The organism is Pseudomonas graminis, assembly GCF_001705435.1.
GTDB lineage: Bacteria > Pseudomonadota > Gammaproteobacteria > Pseudomonadales > Pseudomonadaceae > Aquipseudomonas > Aquipseudomonas graminis_B.
Window position 1 is genome coordinate 174,432 of the sequence record NZ_MDEN01000062.1, and the last position, 20,573, is coordinate 195,004.

Annotated in this window: 17 protein-coding genes, 1 pseudogene and 1 riboswitch; of the genes and pseudogenes, 11 read left to right on the forward strand and 7 right to left on the reverse strand. The window is 62.1% G+C overall.

The features are described 5' to 3' along the window. The first annotated feature begins 286 nt into the window (after positions 1–286). Positions 287–1,231 (forward strand): DNA/RNA non-specific endonuclease, encoded by a 945-nt coding sequence (locus tag BBI10_RS12850; protein ID WP_065988894.1) that lies wholly within the window; start codon positions 287–289, stop codon positions 1,229–1,231. Between the two features lie 99 nt (positions 1,232–1,330). Here BBI10_RS12850 and BBI10_RS12855 read toward each other — a convergent pair whose 3' ends face one another. Next, positions 1,331–2,929: a J domain-containing protein gene (locus tag BBI10_RS12855; protein ID WP_065988895.1), complete on the reverse strand. Its 1,599-nt coding sequence runs from the start codon at positions 2,927–2,929 to the stop codon at positions 1,331–1,333. Between the two features lie 3 nt (positions 2,930–2,932). Then, positions 2,933–4,630 carry a molecular chaperone HscC gene (locus BBI10_RS12860; protein ID WP_065988896.1) on the reverse strand — a complete coding sequence of 566 codons (1,698 nt, stop codon included), beginning with the start codon at positions 4,628–4,630 and terminating at the stop codon, positions 2,933–2,935. A gap of 318 nt (positions 4,631–4,948) precedes the next feature. Here BBI10_RS12860 and BBI10_RS12865 point away from each other — a divergent pair, with 318 nt between their 5' ends. The 6 genes from BBI10_RS12865 to BBI10_RS12890 all read left to right on the forward strand — a co-directional run bounded on the left by BBI10_RS12865 (position 4,949) and on the right by BBI10_RS12890 (position 13,461). Beyond that, a complete protein-coding gene (locus BBI10_RS12865) occupies positions 4,949–5,857 on the forward strand; it encodes a hypothetical protein (RefSeq protein ID WP_065988897.1) in 909 nt (302 codons plus the stop codon). Between the two features lie 130 nt (positions 5,858–5,987). After that, positions 5,988–6,689, forward strand: coding sequence for a DUF3053 domain-containing protein (locus BBI10_RS12870; RefSeq protein WP_065988898.1), 702 nt, complete (start codon positions 5,988–5,990; stop codon positions 6,687–6,689). Positions 6,690–6,846: 157 nt separating this feature from the next. Next, on the forward strand, positions 6,847–9,033 hold the full coding sequence (locus BBI10_RS12875; protein WP_065989074.1) for a M48 family metallopeptidase: 2,187 nt from the start codon (positions 6,847–6,849) through the stop codon (positions 9,031–9,033). Positions 9,034–9,152: 119 nt separating this feature from the next. After that, positions 9,153–9,863, forward strand: coding sequence for a hypothetical protein (locus BBI10_RS12880; RefSeq protein WP_065988899.1), 711 nt, complete (start codon positions 9,153–9,155; stop codon positions 9,861–9,863). A 338-nt stretch (positions 9,864–10,201) separates the two neighbouring features. Further along, complete coding sequence (locus BBI10_RS12885) at positions 10,202–11,944, forward strand: right-handed parallel beta-helix repeat-containing protein (RefSeq protein WP_083233113.1); 1,743 nt, start codon at positions 10,202–10,204, stop codon at positions 11,942–11,944. 275 nt (positions 11,945–12,219) lie between these two features. Then, positions 12,220–13,461, forward strand: a complete 1,242-nt coding sequence (locus tag BBI10_RS12890) for a DUF1835 domain-containing protein (protein WP_065988901.1) — start codon at positions 12,220–12,222, stop codon at positions 13,459–13,461. Here the strand turns inward: BBI10_RS12890 and BBI10_RS12895 are convergent, their stop codons facing one another. The 3 genes and pseudogenes from BBI10_RS12895 to BBI10_RS12905 all read right to left on the reverse strand — a co-directional run bounded on the left by BBI10_RS12895 (position 13,462) and on the right by BBI10_RS12905 (position 15,573). Continuing rightward, a complete protein-coding gene (locus BBI10_RS12895) occupies positions 13,462–13,923 on the reverse strand; it encodes a GNAT family N-acetyltransferase (protein ID WP_065988902.1) in 462 nt (153 codons plus the stop codon). Positions 13,924–13,999: 76 nt separating this feature from the next. Continuing rightward, a pseudogene (locus BBI10_RS12900) lies at positions 14,000–14,551 on the reverse strand (Fic family protein); the annotation flags it as partial. Positions 14,552–14,676: 125 nt separating this feature from the next. Further along, positions 14,677–15,573, reverse strand: a complete 897-nt coding sequence (locus BBI10_RS12905) for an AraC family transcriptional regulator (RefSeq protein WP_065989076.1) — start codon at positions 15,571–15,573, stop codon at positions 14,677–14,679. A 138-nt stretch (positions 15,574–15,711) separates the two neighbouring features. Between BBI10_RS12905 and BBI10_RS12910 the strand changes: the two genes are divergently transcribed. The 3 genes from BBI10_RS12910 to BBI10_RS12920 are packed head-to-tail and all read left to right on the forward strand — an operon-like array spanning position 15,712 to position 17,859. After that, complete coding sequence (locus BBI10_RS12910) at positions 15,712–16,455, forward strand: SDR family NAD(P)-dependent oxidoreductase (protein WP_065988903.1); 744 nt, start codon at positions 15,712–15,714, stop codon at positions 16,453–16,455. A gap of 19 nt (positions 16,456–16,474) precedes the next feature. Next, on the forward strand, positions 16,475–16,876 hold the full coding sequence (locus BBI10_RS12915) for a VOC family protein (protein ID WP_065988904.1): 402 nt from the start codon (positions 16,475–16,477) through the stop codon (positions 16,874–16,876). Then, positions 16,873–17,859, forward strand: coding sequence for a saccharopine dehydrogenase family protein (locus BBI10_RS12920; protein WP_065988905.1), 987 nt, complete (start codon positions 16,873–16,875; stop codon positions 17,857–17,859). Before BBI10_RS12915 ends, BBI10_RS12920 begins: the two co-directional genes overlap by 4 nt. A 6-nt stretch (positions 17,860–17,865) precedes the next feature. Here the strand turns inward: BBI10_RS12920 and BBI10_RS12925 are convergent, their stop codons facing one another. Then, entirely contained in the window at positions 17,866–18,771 is a 906-nt protein-coding gene (locus BBI10_RS12925) for an AraC family transcriptional regulator (RefSeq protein ID WP_065988906.1), read from the reverse strand. 215 nt (positions 18,772–18,986) lie between these two features. Between BBI10_RS12925 and BBI10_RS12930 the strand changes: the two genes are divergently transcribed. Beyond that, positions 18,987–19,736, forward strand: coding sequence for a glucose 1-dehydrogenase (locus tag BBI10_RS12930; protein ID WP_065988907.1), 750 nt, complete (start codon positions 18,987–18,989; stop codon positions 19,734–19,736). A gap of 52 nt (positions 19,737–19,788) precedes the next feature. Here the strand turns inward: BBI10_RS12930 and mntP are convergent, their stop codons facing one another. Then, positions 19,789–20,355, reverse strand: coding sequence for a manganese efflux pump MntP (gene mntP / locus BBI10_RS12935; protein ID WP_065988908.1), 567 nt, complete (start codon positions 20,353–20,355; stop codon positions 19,789–19,791). A gap of 12 nt (positions 20,356–20,367) precedes the next feature. Further along, positions 20,368–20,529, reverse strand: a riboswitch (yybP-ykoY riboswitch). Between the last annotated feature and the right edge of the window lie 44 nt (positions 20,530–20,573).

Here is a 20,573-nt window from a genome sequence, read left to right on the forward strand (position 1 = left end):
CACGTCGCGTTTGGCGGTGTCTGGGATTTTTGCGTAGGAAAATCAAAAGCAGATCAAAAGCTTCCCGGCTAAAGCCGGTCCCACAGACAGAGCCGGTCCCACTGGATTCACCCGCGGCTGTTAGTGGGACCGGCTTCAGCCGGGAAGGGGCCCTTTCAAGTACCACGGCTAACCGATACCCACCGCCCCTTCAGGTCATGTGATATTCACACTGTGCGGTACATGATCGTGTGCGTTGTATCAACAAGGCCCGCCGATTGGGCCTCATCAATCAAGAGGTAGCAGGATGCCGACACATAACGCTCAGGTGAATCTCGCCCATCGCCCCCGTCTTGCTGATCTTCAGCCCATCACGGCCGGCCCGTCATCCCATGCCACCGCGCTGCGATCAAGCCCTCAAGGGCGGGTCACGCCGGCGTCGCGACTGGAAGGCCGGTCAGGCTACAGCGATGAATTTCTCGGGGAGTTCGTGGTGCCGTGGCCAACGGTATCCACGCCTGACGATGTGTACCTCCTGGGCAACCCGGGCAATCGTCTGGATTACACCCACTTCTCCATCAGCATGTCGCGCAGCCGGCGCATCGCGCTGTACGTCGGCGTGAACATCGAGGGGGGCAGCAGCGTCGAGATCGTGCGGAGTCAGGACGCCTGGGCCTACGACGGCCGGCTGCCGGTCGAGGCGCAGATTGGCGACGATCTGTACCGCGACAACCTGCTGGATCGCGGCCATCTGGTTCGCAGGCAGGACCCCAACTGGGGCGCCGAGGCGCAGACCGCCAATCAGGACACCTTCCATTTCACCAACTGCTCGCCGCAGATGTCTGCCTTCAACCAGAAAACCTGGCTGGAGCTCGAAGACTTCATCCTGGAAAACACCCGCCGCTGGAAGGAGCGCGCCACGGTTTTCACCGGACCGGTCCTGCGCAGTGACGACCCGCTGTACCGGGGCGTGCAAATTCCCAGAGCCTTCTGGAAAGTCGTCGCGTTCCTCGGCGATGACGGCACACCGTCGGCCAGCGCGTACCTGATCGACCAGACCCGCGAGCTGGGCAAGCTGGAACTGGTCTTTGGTGCACTGAGGACCTATCGACGCAGCGTCGTGCAGATCGAGCAGCTCACCGGCATCAGCTTCGGTGAGCTGGCGCGGTATGACGGGTTTTCCAATGAAGAACAGCTCACCGGCACCCGCATCGAGGCACTGATCCAGCGGCCGGAGGACATTCGGCTTTAGGTTGACGCTGCGGCTTTATTGGCCACGGGGCCTCGGGCCTTTGCGCCGAGGCCTTTCAGCGCAACGTCCAGCCGGGCGACCTGGCGCGGCGCCCGGCTCTCAGGCGCCTTGGGTCAACAGTGTGCCGGGCATGTTTTGTTGCACATACAGGATCAGACCCACCATGAAGAGGCAGAACAGCCACTGCAGCACACTGATCCCGGCGATCCGGTAGATCGCCTGCAAGGGCCGGCGCCAGCGGTATTGGCGATCCACCGGCGCCGCGCGTCCAGGTTGCAGTTTGCCGATCAGGCCGGTGACCACAAAGGTGACCACGCCCAGCAGTCCCAGCCATTTCCAGAGAATGAAGGCCACGGCCAGCATGGGTACGCTGTTGCGGATCACCAGATGCCGCCGATCCCGCGTCAGTTGGTGGCGTGCGCACCAGGCGCTGACGCGTTGATCAAGGTCGTAGAAGGGTTCCGTGAAGGTGACCCAATGCTCAAGCAACCATTTGCCCATATACGCGCTGAGCACCCCAAGCAATATCAGGATCGGCGACATGATCACCATGACCGGGAGCTCGGCGGGGTGCAGGCCATTCATGCCGAGGGCGAGGGTAATCGTCATGGCGGCGCAGGCCCGCTTCATGACGTGCTGAGGACGTTCGTGCCCTACCAGTGCTTTCCAGAACCACGGATTGTGGTCCGGGAACCGCTTTGGCCAGTCGGGAAACCGCGTGATGAACGCCTGGGATAATTGTTCGCAAGCCTGCCAGTCAGCCTCGGTGAATGTCGCGGCGCGCGCCTGAAGGCGTTCCGCAGACGAACCGGTCAGGAACAGCGCAGCCGCATTGGCAGAGGGGGCCGGATGCTGCTCGCCCAGACGCGCCAGCGCCCGCAGTTCGCCGAGCCATTTCTTCTCTTCATTGCGGGTGAGCAGGGTGTGCCATTGCTCATCGACGACGGGAACAACCGCTGATTCGGTGTCCCAGCCGAACAGCTGCCGCACCCTTTCAAACAACCCCGGCGACCAGTTTCCGTGGTTGAAAAACAGGTCCAGCACCTGCACCTGAAGCGTCTGGCGGCGGGCTAAATCGCCCAGCCAGCCTTGTCGACAGTGGTGCTCGAGGCAGTCGATGAAGCGGGTTTCGTCGCCGGCGGCCATGTACTGCTCCAGCCTGTGGTACAGCCCCAGGGAGAGCAAATGGCCCAGCCGCTCCTGATCGGATTGCCGAGGACGAACCTGCTGCCAGGGGGTCAGCCACTGGCGGGTTTCCAGGCCCCATCGCAAGAGGTTCGGGCTGGCGTCTGGCGCTTGCACGCAACGCACGAACAGCAAGGCTTCGACGGTCGCTTCGATGCCTTTTGCGACGGCTTCAGTCCAGCAGTGGTCAACGGCATCGTCGTTGAAATGTTCGAGCAGCTCGGCGGCCTGCTCCTGTGCGGAACGCACCACTGGCCGAGTGACCGGCGCAGGCCTTTGCACCAGAGGCGCTGCCGAAGTCTGTACAAACGAAGCGTCACCACCAACGCCATCGTCGCCCTCGCGGGCCAGCTGCAACGCGCGTTCGTAGGCTTCACGCAGTTGCTGAAACGCGATGGGGTCTTCGTCCGGGCGGGTGACCTTCAGCAGTCTGGCGTATTGGCGTTTGACGCTGCGCTCATCGGAGCGGGCAGGGAGGTCGAGAATTGTCCAGCAATCGAACGTCGCGTCCATGGGTCAGTGCCACCCGCCGCGTTCCAGCTGTTTGAGCCGCTCGTTCAGCTCCGTGCGCGTCTGCCGGATGAGGCGTTCGTCCTGACTGTCGAGGGCACGCTGGAACACGCTTGCCCAGTCACCGATCAGTTCGCGGCGGTCGCCCAGGCTCTCCTGGTAGAGATGCTCCAGGCGCGCAACCAGCAGCGTGTTGACCTGCTGATCGCGCGGATGAATCTTGAGCGCGGCCAAGGCTTGCAGGCGCTCGGCGATTTCTTCAGGGCTGAGCACGCCGGGGTTGTTTTCGATGACCAGTGCGAACGCCTCGCCCGTGCTGGGGAGGGTGACCTGACATTCGAGAATGCCGTTGTTGTCGTACGTAAAGCGCACGTCGAGACTGACGTTGCCTTCATTGTGCGGGGGGAGGGGAATCGCCAGCTCGCCCAAGGGAATGTTGTCGCGCACCAGGCGACTTTCGCCCTGGAAGATGCTCACCGTCACGCCGGTTTGCCCCGCTTCGGCGGAGTAAACGGTCTTGACCCGGCTGACCGGTACGGTGGTGTTGCGCTCGATGATCGGCAAATAGTGCCCATGCTCTCGGTGCCGGCCGACCCGTTCTGCGACCTCGATGCCCAGGGTGTAGGAGCAGACGTCGGTCAGCACCACTTCTTCGAGGGCGGCATTCCGGGATTTCAGCGCCGCCTGAATCGCCGCGCCGTGGGCCACGGCTTCATCCGGGTTGAGCTGGATGGAGGGGAAGCGCCCGAACATGCCCGCCGCCAGTTTGCGCACCAGCGGCATACGCGTGGTGCCGCCGACCAACAGGATTTCGTCCAGATCGCCGACCAGCAGCCTGGCATCGCGCATCGCGCGTTCCACCGGATTGCGCAGCCGTTCGAGCAGCGGCGCATACAGCGCGGCCATGTCCTCCTGGGTGAAGGTCTGCTGCCACTGCCGGCCGTCCACGCGCAGCACGAACGCGTCACTGCGCGCCTGGCCCAGGGCAATGCGCAGGCGTTGGGCTTCGCGGTGCAGCGCGTAAGCGATCGATTCAGGGGCGGGAAAGCCTGGCTGGTCGGCTTGGGTGCGAACGAAAGCCTCGGCCAGCAGCCGGTCGAAATCTTCGCCACCGAGGAAGTTGTCACCGGCACTGGCGCGCACTTCCATCACCCCCTCGAACAGCTCGAGGATCGACACGTCAAACGTGCCGCCCCCCAGGTCGAACACCAGAAACGAGCATTCGTTTCCGTGTTGCGGCAGTCCGAATGCCAGCGCGGCAGCGGTGGGTTCGTTGATCAGCTTGTCGACCTTGAGGCCGGCCAGCTCCCCTGCGATGCGCGTGGCTTTGCGCTGGGCGTCGCTGAAGTAGGCCGGGACGCTGATGACCGCCTCGACAACGGTTTCGCCATAGGCACGCTCGACGTCTTCCTTGAGGCTGCGGAGCACCAGCGCGGAAAGCTCTTCGGGACGAAAGGCGTGATCGCCCAGGTTGATCGTGTGGGCGCTGCCCATGTGGCGTTTGAACAGCGCAGTGGTCACGCAAGGGTGGGTGTGCAGGCGTTCGCGAGCGGCTTGCCCGACCAGAATCCGACCCTCATCGTCCAGTCCGACCACGGACGGGGTGAGCACCTCGCCCAGGGCGTTCGGCACCAGCAGGCTGGCATCGTCTTTCCAGACCGCGACCAGGCTGTTGGTCGTTCCAAGGTCAATCCCGACAATCATGGGCGAAACCCTGTGTGCGTTTTATCGTTCATAAGCGGTGTCTTCCCTGAGCCTGGAGGTTGGGTGCGCAGATTTGAGAATGATCGGCGGGAGGGGTTCAAGCCTCCCTGCGCCTTGTGTGCGCGGACTGCGTAACATGCCGCAAAATTACAAAATAATGGGATCCAAAGGGAATTTATTTCTGCTTAAGCTATCTAGCATGACGGTTACAGACGGTTTCATTTGCGCCAGCCTCGTTCATCCGGCGCCAGTCAACCCACCGCCAAGCCACCTCGGACGGCGCTGATCCATATTTTCTGACAGGGACGCACACTCGCCATGCAAACAGCCTCCACTGCGGCACCCGCCACTGGCGAGCGCGTCGCCAGCTTCAGCTACGGCAAAGGCTTTCTGGTTTTTCTACTGATTTTCGGCGTGGTCCTGTTGGGCCTGGCCGGGTATGTTCTGTACCTGGGCACGATCCTGCCCCACAGCGCTGCCGGCCCTGTCGAACTGAACACTTCCCGTGGCACCCCTCTGAACGTCTCCAGCCCCGCCATGATGATTTATGCCACCAGCGCTTTCCTGGCCGTGCTCGGGCTGATCGTACTGGGGCTTTATGGGTGGCAGAACAAGCAGCGCCAGACGCGTTATGAGCTGTATGAACTCGGCGTTGCGCACACGACCCGGGGCGCCCGCACCTACGTGCCGTTCGCCGAGATTCAGGACCTTTACCTGTTCAGTTCGGGGCAGGTGGCCTACACCGGGTTGATCACCAATCTGGCGTTCCGTCGCACTGCCAGCGAACCCTTCCACCGGGTGCAGCCCTCGTTGAAGGGCTTCCACACCTTCATGGAAACCTTCCGCGAGCTGTACCTCAACGCGCGTCAGCCCGTGGTCCTCGATACCCTGCACGCCGGTGGCAGCGTTACCTTCAACTGCCTCAACGGCGCCCAGGTCTGGCGCAAGCGCATGGGCGGCGATTTCCTCAACGTCGACACCCAGCCGATCGTGGTCTCCCGCGACGCCGTGCTGATTCAGAACAGCGTGGTGCCGATGTCCGCGCTGCGCAGCATGGATCACAGCCGCTGGAACGAGACCATCGAGATTCGGGATGCGGCGGGCAAGGTCGTGCTGTCGACCCTGGCGACCGGCATCCTCAGCCATGATCTGTTTCTCAGCACCCTTGGGCTGCTCATGGAAACACCGGCGAATGATCGGCCAGCCACTGCGCCGACGTTTGCCTGAACGCTGCTCAACCCACCGCGTCTTCGCTCACGGCTGTTCAGGGGTTGCCCCGGGCATCGAAGCGTCGACATTCACAGCCTTCGGCAGGCCCATCTGCCACGGGCGTATCACTTCTGGAGATTCTCCGACAATGACCGTCTCACTCACCCGCCACTGGTTACTCGCCCTTGCACTGCCTCTGCTACTGACCGCCTGTGGCAGCAGCGAACCTGACCAGCGTGCCGCGTTCAAGCAGTTCCTGCAGACCCGGATCATCGACAAGCCCGGCGTGCACGTGCCCAAGCTGACCCCGGATGAATCGAAATCGTTCGGCGATTACAGCCAGCACTATGCCGTGATCACTGACTTCAACAGCGGGATGGACGCGAGCATCAAACCCCTCAACGGCTTCGTGCAGAAAGGCGCGTTCCGTTCATTGAGCGACGTGATCGAACGCCGTGACGATATCAAGACTGCGCAGACCGGCTTGAATGACCTGGTCGTGCAGCTCAAGCAAGAGTTGGCAAGAGCCGATGCCGCCCATGCCCAGCTCAAGCAGCCTGACGATCTGAAGACGGTGTATGACAGCGCCTATGACCGCACCGTGACCCTACCGGCCAACACGCTCCTGACCGTGATGCCGCAAGTCAACGGCACCATTGATTCGGGCCTGAAAGTGGCTGACTACGTCGACGCCCACAAAGCGCAGATCCAGATCAATGGCTCCGTGGTTCAAGTGACGGACCCCAAGGTGCAGACTGAGTTGAACACGTTGCTGCAGGACCTGAATGCCAAAGCCAGGGTGGTTCAGGAAGCGCAGGTGCGCATGCAAACGGTGTTGCTGGGTCGCTGATCCAGACGCCGATGGCTGCGTGGCTCACCGCGTTGAGCCACAGCGTCGAAGGCGTCGCTTTTGACACACACGCAACGGTCATCTGACCGTTGCTCAAGGAAGCAGGCGCGCGCCAGGGAGGGCACTCGGCGGCGCAGAAGAGGGCCGTCCGATGGACATCAAAAAGCTGAAGCTGATTGCCGTACTGGTTTTATTTCCCCTTGGGTTGAATCTGGTTGGGGTCTGGGAGCTGCAACGCAGCACCGACGACCACGCCGAATACGCGGCCTACCAGGCCGACCTTGCCGAATTTCGTCCAGAGCTCCAGGCCATCGCCGACAACAGCGGCTCGCGACCCGTTATGGTCGATGTGGGCGACGGCGAGAAAATGGAAGTCAAAATGGCGCTGTCCCGCGTCACTGAGATGCAGGACGAGCTGGACACCTTGCTTCCGTTGACCAATGTCATGGCGTGGGTGGCAAAGGGCACCATTACCCTCGGTTTGCTGGCGGCTCTGGTGGGCGGGCTCGGCTTGCTCGCCCTTAACTGGGCAGGCCGGCGCGCCATGCATTCGCGGGACCAACTGCTGCACAGCTTCACCCGTGTGACCAAACTGCTGCCCTACGTTCTGGTCGGGCACGTGGTGGTGATGGGGGCAGCGATTGCCGCCATCGTCGCGTTCGAGGCGCTGGGCGCGTGGCACGCCGGGCGGCTGTCGGCCGGCGAAATGAAGTTCATGTTCTTCGGCATGGTGCTCGTCGCAGGCTGTCTGTATTCCATCTGGCAGATGGGCACGCAACTGCGCGTCATGCTCAACATGTTCCAGCCCACGCCGATGGACGTGATGGGCGAGGCGGTCACCGTCGAGCAGGCGCCGGTGCTCTGGGCTTACGTGAAGGATCTGGCCCTGACACTGGGCGCACTGCCGCCCGATCACATCGTGCTGGGCATGGCCGCCGGCTTTTACGTCACCTCCGGCGACATCGCCCTCGCGCCGGCCAACACCACCTTGACGGGCCGCACCCTGCATGTGCCGCTGGCCTATCTCGGCATCCTGGATGAAGCCGAAACCACCGCGGTCATCGGCCACGAGCTGGGGCATTTCGCAGGCGCGGATACCGAGTTCAGTATGCGTTTCGTGCCGATCTACCACGGCATCGAGCGCAGCCTGGTGGTGATCGGGCAGACCCTGGTCGACAGTGAATGGCTGCAGCGCGCGACCCTGCACCCGGCGTTCATGCTGGGCGCCTACTTCATGGAAAGTTTCGACCACGCGGTGATGCACTGGAGCCGTGTGCGTGAGCTGGAAGCCGACGCCGCCGGTGCGCAGCTGGCGGGCAATCTGGCGGCCGCGTCGGCGCTGGTGCGCATTTCCGCCATCGATCCGATGCTGCAAGAGCGCCTGGTCGCCCACATCACCCAGGCAACCCGGCCGACGTCCGAGCACGTGCCGGTCAGTGATCTGCCAACCACGGTTCTGCGCGAAATCGCGGCCTTGCCCCTGACCTTGCCGGAAGAGGAAATGGCCACCCAGCTGCCGCATCCGTCAGACACCCATCCTTCGAATGGCGAGCGCGTGGCGTCTCTCAAGGTGTCGATCGACGATGCCGTGCGCAGTGGCACGCGGCCGCTGGATGCAACGCAAGCCTGTGCGGCGATGGATCGCTACTTCGCCCAGCCCGACGTGTTGCGCGCTCGCCTGACGGACGATTATCTGAGCCATCACGTCCAGCAGGACGCCGTCCTCGTCGAGACATTGCGCACCCACGCCGGCAATGTGACCGGGGACGTTGCGCTGCACGAAGGCGCGCGCTTGCGGGGGCAAATCCTGATCGGGTTCAGTGGCCTGCTGGCCGTGGCGGGGCTGATCCTGCTACTGGCACCGGTGCTGTTTCCAGGTGCTGCGGGACGTGATCCGCAGCCATTTTTCGTCGGTGCCGGCATCGCTCTGTTCATCATGCTGTGCATGTTGCCCTTTGGCGTGCGCCTGTTCAGACGTGCGCATAAAACCGCGCTGCTGCTGACGCCGGATCACTTCGTGTTCGCCAACCTCAAGGCGCCGCTGCCGATTCGCGACATCGCCGACTTCAACCTGCAGGTGGGGAATGTCGTCATGCTGACGATCCTGCTCGAAGACAACGCACCCCTGCCGGAGCTGACCTCCCGGTCGTTCTTCGCACCGGATGTGGCGCTGAACAAGAAGAAACGGTGGCTGATGTTGCCGATGAGCAAATTCTGCCGCGATGACAAAAAGCTCAAGCTCCCCGAGCTGGCCGAACTGATCGGGAACTACGTCAACGCCGGCGCCGCGCGGCATTTGCTGCAGCAGCGGTCAGAGCAGAGTGGCGAATTGAAGGCTGGGTAACCGCGAGTCATGGATCCTTCCCCAAAATCGGAGGCGGGTTCTAGAGAAAATCTCATTCAGATCCAGCCATCACAAGGCAGTGAAGGTCGCCGATCAATTTACGCAGGAAGAGTGCCACCGTGAGTGATGCAAGGATCCAACAGGAAAACCTCAGCCGCTTTAGAAAATATCTCAGGATTGATGCCGCGCTGTTCATCGCCAGCATGGTGGGCGCTTTTACGCTCAGCGGATTCGCATACCTTGAAAAGTTTTACCTGACGCTGGACGTATCAGTTAGCCGAATTAATATCACCACGCAGCAATTCCTGGCTTACGGCGCGGCCGGGTTTGGTTCTTATCTCGCCGCGATGGTGTTCGCGATGGCTTTGGTGGGAGCCGTCACTCTTCTGATTGTTCTTTTTGAAAAGCCAACGGTCAGCACGGATAGACAGCCTGACCCGGCTCGTTGGATAGTGAAGGCGCGAGACAGGGCGGCGAGAAATCGTGGTGCATTCATCTTCGTCGGTTGCATTGGCTTGATTGCTTTTCTTTTATTCGCCGCCTGGGCCTTGCTGGTGACCTTACCCTCTGGAACGGGCCGAACAGCGGCGCTGGATGAGGCCGCCACATGTACGGCACGACGTTTCGATTACGCGAACCTGAATCATTTTGAAGGGTGCCAAGTTGCCGAATCCGACGACATGGTATTTATCCTGCAACGGACCAAATGCGACGAGGAAGGTGTGGAGTTTCGGACCCTGGAGTTGCCCAAACAGGGTCTTAAAAGTATCTCCAGCCCGGCGCGGAAGTATTTGCGAAAGCAGCCGGACCCTTCTCGCTGTGGTCAGTAGCGACCCGTGGGGGACCCCGTGGTCATGGCGCCGCATTGTCACGCAGCAGACGCCGTCCGTGTGGGCGTGAGCTTGCTCACGAAAGCGTCAGTGCATTCGCCGGGTCGTCGGAGTATTGAAAAAGCTTCGCGAGCAAGCTCGCTCCCACAGAGGGGGGGCGACCCCGGATCTCCGATTGTCCCCAAACGCTGATGGGCAGCAGACGCTTGAGCTGAATAGTGAAAGGCCGGATCGACTTCCCCCACCGCCCGTCACCTATCCCGTCAGATGACCCAGCTTTCACACAGCATGCCCATACTGCTCCCGTCTCTTCATTCGAAACGGAGCATGTTATGACACTGCAATTCAATGTCCGGGATTTTGGCGCAGTCGGTGATGGGCATACGTCCGACACAGCGGCCATTCAAGCCGCCATCGATGCGGCGGCGAAAGCCGGCGGCGGCGATGTGTATATTCCTGCCGGCACCTGGACCCTGACCCCGGGCGGAAAGCCTGCCGACGGCGCGCTGATGCTAAAAAGCAATGTGTTCATCAAGGGCGAGGGCATGGGCGTCACGGTGCTCAAGCTGGCCGATGGCACCGACCAGGCTGTCACCGGCATCATCCGCTCGGCGAGCGGCGAGGCAACCCACGATTTCGGCGTCAGCAACCTCACCCTCGACGGCAATCGCGATGCCACCAGCGGCAAGGTGGATGGCTGGTACAACGGCTTTCTGCCGGGCCAGCCGGGTCAGGACTCCAATGTCACGCTGTCCGGCGTCGAGATCCGCGATTGCTCGGGCTACGGCTTCGACCCCCACGAGCGCACGGCGAACATGCTCATCGAAAACAGCGTGTCCCACGGCAACGGGCTCGACGGCTTCGTCGCCGACTACCTGATCGACAGCACGTTTCGCAACAACCTGGCCTACGACAATGACCGTCACGGTTTCAACATCGTCACCACCACCCACGATCTGGCGCTCCTGAACAACGTCTCCCACGATAATGGCGGGGGCGGCATCGTCGTCCAGCGCGGCAGCGAAAACATCCCCTCGCCTTATCACATCACCATCGAAGGTGGCGAGGTGTACGGCAATGCGGCTGAAGGCGTGTTGGTGAAACTGTCCAACGGCGTTGATATCAGCGGCGTGGACATTCACCACAACGGTACCTCCGGCGTGCGTGTCTACGGCAGCACGGACGTTGAGGTTCGCGGCAATCTGATTCACGAGAACGCACAGAAAGCCGGCATCCCTGAAGTGCTGATCCAGCCGTTCGACGACCGCGGCGGCGTCTCCGGGAAGCTTCATCCGTCTGACCACAACACCTTCGCAGACAACATCATTACCGGCGGCGACAAAAGCACCTTCGGGGTGGCAGAGGAGAGCGGGCAGTCCGGCAGCAACTCGGTGTACGGCAACACCTTCGCGCACCTGCAGGACACCGTATCGCTGCAGGGCGCGGGTGACCACGTCGGGACCAACCCCGTGCTGAATGCCATCGACGGCGGCAATGGCGGCGATGCCATCGTCGGAACCGCGAAGGCCGACTCGATCAACGGCAAGGACGGGGCAGACACCCTGAATGGCGGATCCGGCGCGGACCTGCTCTGGGGCGGCGCTGGCCATGACCGGTTGCTGGGCGGCAGCGGCAACGACACCCTGATCGGCGGCGCCGATGCCGACGTGCTGTTCGGCGGCGCAGGCTCGGACCTGTTCCGGTTTGCCTCGGTGTCCGACAGCTACAGAACGGCGACTGCCAGCCATGCAGACCGCATTGGCGACTTCGATGCCGCCCATGACATCATCGATGTCTCGGGCTTGGGCTTCACCGGGTTTGGCGACGGCCACGACGGCACCCTGAAGTTCACCACCAACGCCGAGCACACCCGGGTCTACCTGAAAGACCTGGACGCCGACGTGCAAGGGCATCGCTTCGAACTGATTCTGGACGGTGATTTCAAGGCCGCTCTTCCTTCAAAATCCATGGTATTTGCCGACGCCCCGACGTCGCTGGCCAGTACATCAACCCCAGCGGATGCCGTGTCGGTGGAGCTGGTAGGTGTGGCTCAGGATCATCCGGAGACTGCTCTCGTGTGACGTAACGGCAGGCCCGTCTTGCCCCTGCGCGCTGGCACGGGGAGTGGACCGAGGTAGGCCCGCGCCGTGAGGTCATACTCACGGCGTGGTCCCATACAACTCCCGCCTCCATTTCCGCCCCCACCTTTGCATCCTGCCGGCCTTCCGGCTAAAGTCCGCCTTCGGGCGTCTGCTGCGCCTGCGGTCCGCGCGAAGGGGTTTTCCAAGGCAAGCGTTGCACACTCATTCATTCCAGCTCCCGGCTTGTCGGCGGACCGAGCCCCAAAGGAGTTGGCATGCCTGCCACACATGCGTCCCGTCAACACGGTCTGCTCGATGTACCTGCGCTGCGTAAGCACGCAAAACGTCTTCTCAAAGCCCTGAACACCCACGAAGCGGATGACGCCCGGGCGCAATTGCGCGCGATGGGCCTGCCGGGGCCGGCCTATCGGCTCGCCGACACCCAATGGCTGGTGGCCCGGGACGCAGGGTTCGCCAGTTGGCCCAAATTGATCGCCCATGCCGATGCCGTCGGATTTGCCGCCCGCCATCCGGATTTTGCGGCGACGGGTGAAGCACAGGTTCAGCACTGGCGCTGCGGCAATGACATCGAGCGCAGCCTGCGCGTTGCCGGCTTCGCAGGTGCGTTCCAGATGTTCGACGACCCCATGGTCATGGGACCGGTTCCCGCGCTGCCTGACGACGACTATTGGGCGGTGAGGGCAGTCTTTGCCCAGCAGGCCTTCGGCTTGTCGGCCCGTGATGCTCAGCAACGGCAGGCGACTCAGCGCGGGGCTTTGGCACGCCTGAATGCCGACAGTGAACTGGTCCTGTGGTGCGAAGCCGATGCCTACGATCAGCTGTTTCTGGTTCGGCTGCTGGCGAGTTTGCCCTGCGTCCCGCGCAGGCTGGAGCTGATCGAGATCAACCGCGTGCCCGGCGTCGAGCGATTCATTGGCATCGGGCAACTGGCCCCGGACGTGCTCGCCTGGCTCTGGCCCCAGCGGCGCGCCATCGGTGAAGACGCACTGGCACTGGCGCGGCAGGTATGGGCGGCCTACACCGCAGCGGACCCGACTCGCTGGGCCGAGCTTGCGGCACAGCACCATTCGGCGCTGCCGCTGCTCGGTCCCGCGCTGGCAAGACAACTGCAGGAACTGCCCGGCGCAGAGGATGGCTTGAGCCTGACCCAGCGGCTGACCCTGCGCATTCTCGCGGAGAAAGGCGAGATGCCGGCGGGGAAGGTGTTCGGTCATTTGATGCTGACCTATGAGCCGCTGCCGTATCTGGGCGACATGATGTTCAACGCGCTGCTGAGACCGCTCATCGACGCACCGCACCCGCTGCTGCACGAACAATCGGGCAGCGAATGGCCCAAGCGACTCGTCCGGCTGACGGCCCTGGGTGAGCGCGTCGTGCGCGGGGAAGTGAACTGGCTTGATCTTGAGCCCGCAGAGCGGTGGGTCGGCGGTGTGCAGATTATTGCGGACCGCTTGCCCTGGGTGGTCAGCCCCGAAGGGCGGGTGTGGCGTCGCTGACTAGGCCAGAGGCGTCAGCGCCTTCTCCATGATGATCGTCCGCTCTTCGCCGTGGTATTCATCCCGAACGGTCGAGTAGCCCAGGGACTGGTAGAAGCCCTCGGCCGTGATGGAGGAGGGCACGCGTAACCGACGGATGCCGTGGGAGTGGGCGGTTGATTCAACAGCCGCCATCAACGCGCGGCCGGCGCCCTGGCCCTGGTGTGTCGGGGCGACGAACACGCTGCGAACCGTGGCTTGATCGAGGCTCGCCGTGGCAATAACTTCTTCGTCGAGGGTCGCCACGTACACCTGCCGCTGCACCAGCAAGCGCAGGATCGCCGACGGGGAAAAACTCAGCGTCACCTGGGCGATCACGGCGGCGGAATAATCCTGGCTATTGGACTCGCCTAAGGCGGCCACGATGACGCGGCTGATCGCGGTGGCGTCATTATCCGTTGCCTTGCGGATATGGCAGTTCATGTGGCTGTGGTCCTTGTGTCCGCGCGCGGTTATCTGAATACCGGGTGAGCAGCACACACCGATAATCCCCTTTCATTTACTGGTCGTTTTCATCTTGTGGCCGTTGCTGCGCCTGCTGATCAAGCAGCATTTGTGTGACCTGCTCAATGTAGTCGAACACCTCAGGCTGGACCGAGTATTGGTACTGCTTGCGACGGTTGTTGGAAACTTTCCCGTTATTCGTCAGGCACATCATCACGAGGTTGGCCAAGTCGCTGCCGCGCACGTCGTAGACCTCATTTACCGTCCGCACGACCCTGTCATAGTTTTCAAGAAAGATTGTCTCTTCCCGAAGTTCCACTTCTAACGCACGCTTCGCCATTTCCAGAGTGAAACGTACCGCTGAAGTGGCATCCCAGAAGCGATAGATCGAGGGATCACCCGTGAATTCGAACGAGTATTGACACTGATCAATCCACCGGACATCCCAGAACTCACGCGCCGGGCGAGAGAAGGACTGCAACGTCTCCAGATACAGGCGCTCCTCGCGTTTCATGGCCACAGATACCGGCAGCAGCAAACCATTTTCCAGCGCGCCGGCGCGGCACAGAGTGTGGTGGATCAAAAAACGGGAGAGGCGACCATTGCCGTATTCATAGCGCAATTCCTTGATTCACGACGATCCCATGCAGTTTTTCTTCAGTGCACTCAGAAAATCTTCAGTTCGACCAATTGTCCTGATTTTTTCTTAACTTGATACATCCCGTCTTACTCCTAGGACCGCGCGACCACCCCCGTAGCCCTGAGAATCCTGCCGGCATCCCGGGCGGGAGGGAGCCAGAACACCCGGGCGTAATCACGACTGAACTGGGTGGCGCTCTCGTAGCCGACCTCGAACGCGGCTGCCATGACGCTCCTGGCATGGGCAACCATCAGCGTTCTGGCCTGCAACAGGCGAACCCGCTTCTGGTACTGCAAAGGGCTCAGGTGAGTGACCGCCTTGAAATGCCGATGGAACGCCGAGACGCTCATCGAAGCGCGCTCGGCAAGGCGCTCCACGCCCAGGGGTTGGGCGAAGTCGCGACGGATCCACTGGATCGCCATGTTGACCCGGGCCATGGCGCTGTCCGGCGCGGCGATTTCGCGCAACATCCAGCCGAGCGGGCCCTGGAGCACGCGGAAAATAATTTCCCGTTCATAGACCGGGGCGAGGGCGGCGATCGCTTCGGGGTCGCCCATCAGTCGCAGCATTCGCACCCAGGCATCCATCAGTTCATCGGTCATCAATGCGACGGAAAACCCCGAATCCTGTTCAGCGCGGCTGGCAGGTTTGGGCAGGTCGGCGAACAGCGTCGCCAGCACCGCCGGGTCCAGCGTCAGGCTGACTGCCAGATAAGGCTCGCCTGCAGGCGCCGGGTGCACCGAACCCACCGCAGGCAGATCGATGGACATGACGAAGTAGGTCGCCGGGTCATACCTGAGTGTTCGATCCCCCACGGTCATGCTTTTGCTGCCTTGCAGAATCACGTTGATCATCGGGTCATACACCGCTGCCAGCAGATGCTCGGGGATTTTGCCCTGAACCATGGCCACCCGGGGTATGCCCGTTTCGGTGCGACGGTTTTCAGCACCGGCCGCAAGCAATCGGAGTTCATTCAGTTGTTTTTCCATGGGCAGCATGCTGAGGGCTGAGCGTCATGCCGCGCAAGGGAAAAGCAGAAACGGGCAGGTTCCGAGCAGGAACGGACACGTCCTCGGTCTCTGTGATGAGTACTGTGGAGCCACGTTTGAATCACAGAGGAACACGACATGGGCGTTATCGTTATCACAGGCGGCAGCCGCGGGATCGGTGCCAGTGCAGCCGAACACGCGGCGAAACTGGGTATGGGTGTCATCCTGACGTACAACGCCAACCCTCAGGCAGCGGCTTTGGTCGTCGAGCGCATTGCACAGGCCGGTGGGAAGGCCGTTGCGCTGAAACTCGACGTGTCCGACGTCGGCAGCTTCGAGGCGTTTCGCGAATCCGTGGTCACGGCACTTCGCGAAACCTGGGCGACCGCCACGTTGAGTGGCCTGGTCAACAACGCCGGCTATGGCCTGTTCAACCCCTTGGCAACGGTCAGCGAAGCGCAGTTCGACGGTCTGTTCAATGTGCACCTCAAAGGCCCGTTTTTTCTGACTCAGGCGCTGCTGCCGTTACTCGCGGACAACGCCAGCATCGTCAATCTCACCAGCGCCACGACGCGAGTGGCCACGGCCGGCGTTGCTCCCTACGCCGCGTTCAAGGGTGGCCTTGAAGTGCTGACCCGCTACATGGCCAAAGAATTTGCCGACCGGCGAATACGCGCCAATGCGGTATCACCGGGCGCCATCCGCACAGAGCTGGGCGGCGGCCTCAACGATGCGTTCGAAGCGATGCTGGCGGCGCAGACCGCGCTCGGCAGAGTGGGCGAACCGGAAGACGTCGGCCGAGTGATTGCCATGTTGCTGTCCGACGAAAGCGGCTGGATCAATGCCCAGACCCTTGAAGTCGCCGGCGGCTACAACATCTGACCACGGGAGGATTTCGAGAATGCTGGATCATATTTTTCTGTCAGTGAGCGACGTCCCACGTGCCGTCCGCTTCTATGAGCAGGTGCTCGCACCTCTGGGCGTCACGGCACGGCTGGACTACGACGGCAAGGACGGCCCGCCGGGTCATCCGGACCTCAAAGGCTTCGGCGCCAACGGTCGGGTGTTTTTCTGGCTGCGCGAGGGAGTAGTCGAAGGACGTGCTGTCCATGTCGGCTTCGTCGCCAGCAGCAAGGCCGAAGTGGATGCCGCTTACGCCGCCGCCATGGATCACGGAGCCGTGGACAATGGCGCGCCCGGCGCACGCTTGCACTACGACCCTGATTACTACGCCGCCAATGTGCTGGACCCGGACGGCTACAGCCTGGAATTCGTCTGCAAAAAATGGCAGCACGCCCAATGAGCCCGCTGCTGATCTACGGCGCCACGGGCTACACCGGGCGCATGGCAGCAGAACGCGCCAAAGCCCAGGGGCTGGTGTTCGAAATCGCCGGGCGCAATCGTCAGCGTCTCGAAGCACTGTCTGCGCAGCTGCAAGTGCCTTATCGGGTATTCGATGCCGACGCGAATGCCGCCGCTTCGCTGTCAGGGATCTCGGTGTTGCTCAACTTCGCCGGCCCGTTTGCCCACACGGCGGAACCTTTGATGCGCGCCTGCATCCACGCCGGCGTGGACTATCTGGACATCACCGCCGAAATCAACGTGTACCGATTGGCCGAACGATTGGGCGCTGAAGCCTTTGCACAGGGCGTCATGTTGCTGCCGGGCGTGGGCTGGGACGTGGTGCCTACCGACGCGCTGGCACTGCATGTCGCCAGGCGCGTTGATCAACCGCGTTCGCTGCGCATCGCGCTGCAAGTGCCGGGGTCGATGTCTCGGGGCTCGGCCAAGAGCGTCAGCGAAATCATCGGCGCCGGTGTGCTCGCCAGGGTGGCGGGTGAACTTGTCGCGACACCTGATGCCCCGCCGCGTCAGTTTGATTTCGGCCAGGGACCGATGCTCTGTGTGCCGCTCTCGTTCGGGGATCTCGTGACCGCGTGGCATGCAACCGCCATTCCCGACATCAGGATGTATGTCCACCTCTCGGGCGAAGCGTTTCCAGAGGGCGACCTCTCACTGCTTCACGATGGCCCCGACGCTGCAGCGCGTGATGCCCATAGGGCCCGCGCGGCGGTTGAGATCACCGGGGCAGATGGCTCGATTGCGCGGTCGGTCATCGAAACCGTGAACGGCTACACCTACACACCACTCGCTGCGGTTGAAGCTGCCCGCCGTGTGTTGGGCGGTGAGCGGCGGCGGGGGTTCACAGCCCCTTCGCAGGTGTTCGGCGGCGGGTTTGCGCTGAGCATCGCGGGCACGGTCATTACCGACCTGTCAGCCAGGTAGTTCCGGTCAGGGGGCTGCCGGTGGGGCAGTGGTATCGCCGGTTGGGGCGAGGGGCGACTTGAACCGCGCGGCGTCCCGCAGGGGAGGCAGGCCGAACAGCCGGGCGTATTCGCGATTGAATTGCGAAGCGCTTTCGTAGCCGACCTTGTAAGCGATGGACGTGGCGTCCAGGGTGTCGAACAGCAGCAACCAGCGAGCCCGTAACAGGCGCAGGCGTTTTTGATACTGAATGGGTGTCATGGCTGTGACCGACTTGAAATGCCGATAAAAGGCAGCAACGCTCATCTCGGACATCAGTGCGAGGGGCTCGACGCGGAAAGGCTCGGTGTAATGCCCGCGAATCCACTGCGTCACACGGCGGATCTGTGTCATCCGGCCATCCGGGCGCGCCATGTCACGAAGGATGCCGCCCAGTGACCCCTGCAACGCACGATACAAAATCTCGCGTTCGATCATCGGGGCGAGGACTCCAGCTTCATGGGGACGATCGACCAGCCGCATCATCCGCACCCAAGCGTCCAGCATCTCATCCGACGCGCACACGGCCTGAAAGCACGCGCTTTGTGCTGCCCCTGGTGCCGTGTTCACCTCCATCAGCAGCGTCGCAATCACATCCAGATCAAGGGTCAGGCTGACCGCCAGATAGGGTTGATCGGCCGCTGCGGCGTGAATCTGGCCCGTGGCGGGCACGTCGACCGGCACCAGAAAATAATGGCCTGCGGTGTAGCGAAAAACCTCATCGCCTATCGACAGGCTTTTTGTGCCCTGGAGTACCAGATGCAGCATCGGCTGGTAGACCTGATCTGCGCAGGCCTCGGCGCAGACCATTGCAACGCGGGGCAGACCTGTGTCCGTCCAGGTGTTTTGGGCGCTCATCACGATGCGGCGCAGTTCTGCGATTGGATTTTCCATACCCCACCGTGGGCTACACCGCGGTGCCTGGCAAGCCATTTGAGAAGATCAGGCAAGGATGTGCGAACAACCGGCAAACGCTAGCCCGGTGGTTGACCGAATACTGGGGGCACGCGGCTCGTTCCAGGTCCGGTGCTCACGACCGGTGCTCGCGACCGGTGCTCACCACGGACAGTAACGACGCTCAACAACACCTCATTTCAAAAGGTCACGGTATGAAACTCAACGGAAAAATCGCGGTAGTCACGGGTGCCTCGAAAGGTATCGGCGCCGGAATCGCCAAGGCGCTGGCCAACCAGGGCGCAACGGTCATTATCAACTATGCCTCCAGCAGGGCCGACGCCGAGGAGATGGTCACTCACATCACCGCCCAGGGCGGCTCTGCCATCGCCGTGCAAGCGGACATGAGTCAGGGGGCTGAGGTCACGCGCCTGTTCGACACGGTTCGCGAGCAGTACGGGACCCTGGATGTGCTGGTCAATAACGCAGGGGTGGCGGTGTTCCAGATGATTGACGACCTCACCGAGGAAGCCTTCCACACACAATTCAACCTGAACGTCCTCGGCTACCTGCTCGCGGTGCGAGAAGCAGTCAAGCTGATGGCGCCTGGGGCAAGCATCATCAACATCAGCTCGATCCTGAGCACCGATCCCTACCTGGCCTCCAGTGTCTACTCGGCCACCAAGGGCGCGGTCGACACCTTGAGCTTTGCGCTGGCCAGGGAGCTGGGGCCGCGGGGCATCCGGGTCAATTCGATCCTGCCGGGCCACACCAACACACCCGCAACGGCCGGCCACTTTGCGGGCGAGCTGGGAGAGAAAATACTGGCGGGCACACCTCTGGGGCGTTTTGGAGAGCCAGAGGACATTGCACCTCTGGCCGTGTTCCTGGCTTCCGGCGATTCCCATTGGGTCACCGGCGAATCCATCAGGGCGTCCGGCGGGGTGCGCGGCGTCGGATATTGAACTATTGGTTTGACGACTGAAGCGCACGGTTCATGTGCGCTCATATCGTCGTTTACGCCGCCGACAAATGCTCGTAAAGAATCGTCGCGCCGACCAGCATCAGCACAATGCCGCCGATGATTTCAGCGCGTTTGCCCACCACCGTGCCCAGCACGCGGCCCAGCATCACGCCGAGGGTGACCATGACCGTTGTCGCGACACCGATGGCGGCGGCGGCCACCAGGATATTCACGTTGACGAACGCCAGGCCAACGCCCACGGCCAGCGCATCGATGCTGGTGGCGAAGGCCGTCACGGCCAATATCAGGAAGGAGTGCTGGTTGGGCTTTTCTTCTTCGGCTTCTTCGTGCTTGAGGCCGTTGTAGATCATGTGCACGCCGAGCACCAAGAGGAGCGTGAAGGCAATCCAGTGATCCCAGTTCTCGACATAAGACGTGGCCGCCTGGCCGATCAGCCAGCCGATCAAGGGCGTAATGCCTTCAATCACACCGAAGATAATGCCGGTGCGCAGCGCTTCTATCAAACGAGGCTTGTGCAGGCTCGCGCCTTTACCGATGGCCGCTGCGAAAGCGTCCGTGGACATGGCCAAAGCAAGAAGGATGAGGGAAATCGGGTTCACGGTTATGTTCCAGTCGGGCTGTGAGTCAACGACGCAACCACACGCCCGACTTTAGGCATGGATGCATCGTTGGTCTCGCCAACCCGAAGGTGTTCGTGCCACGGCAGGCCGCCGAGAATGTTGACACGAACGCTCTGTGACAATGAGTCCAGAGCAGGCTACTCCCCAACAAGGGCCGCCACTATACCGCGTGAATGTGAAAGAAATGTCGACGCGTG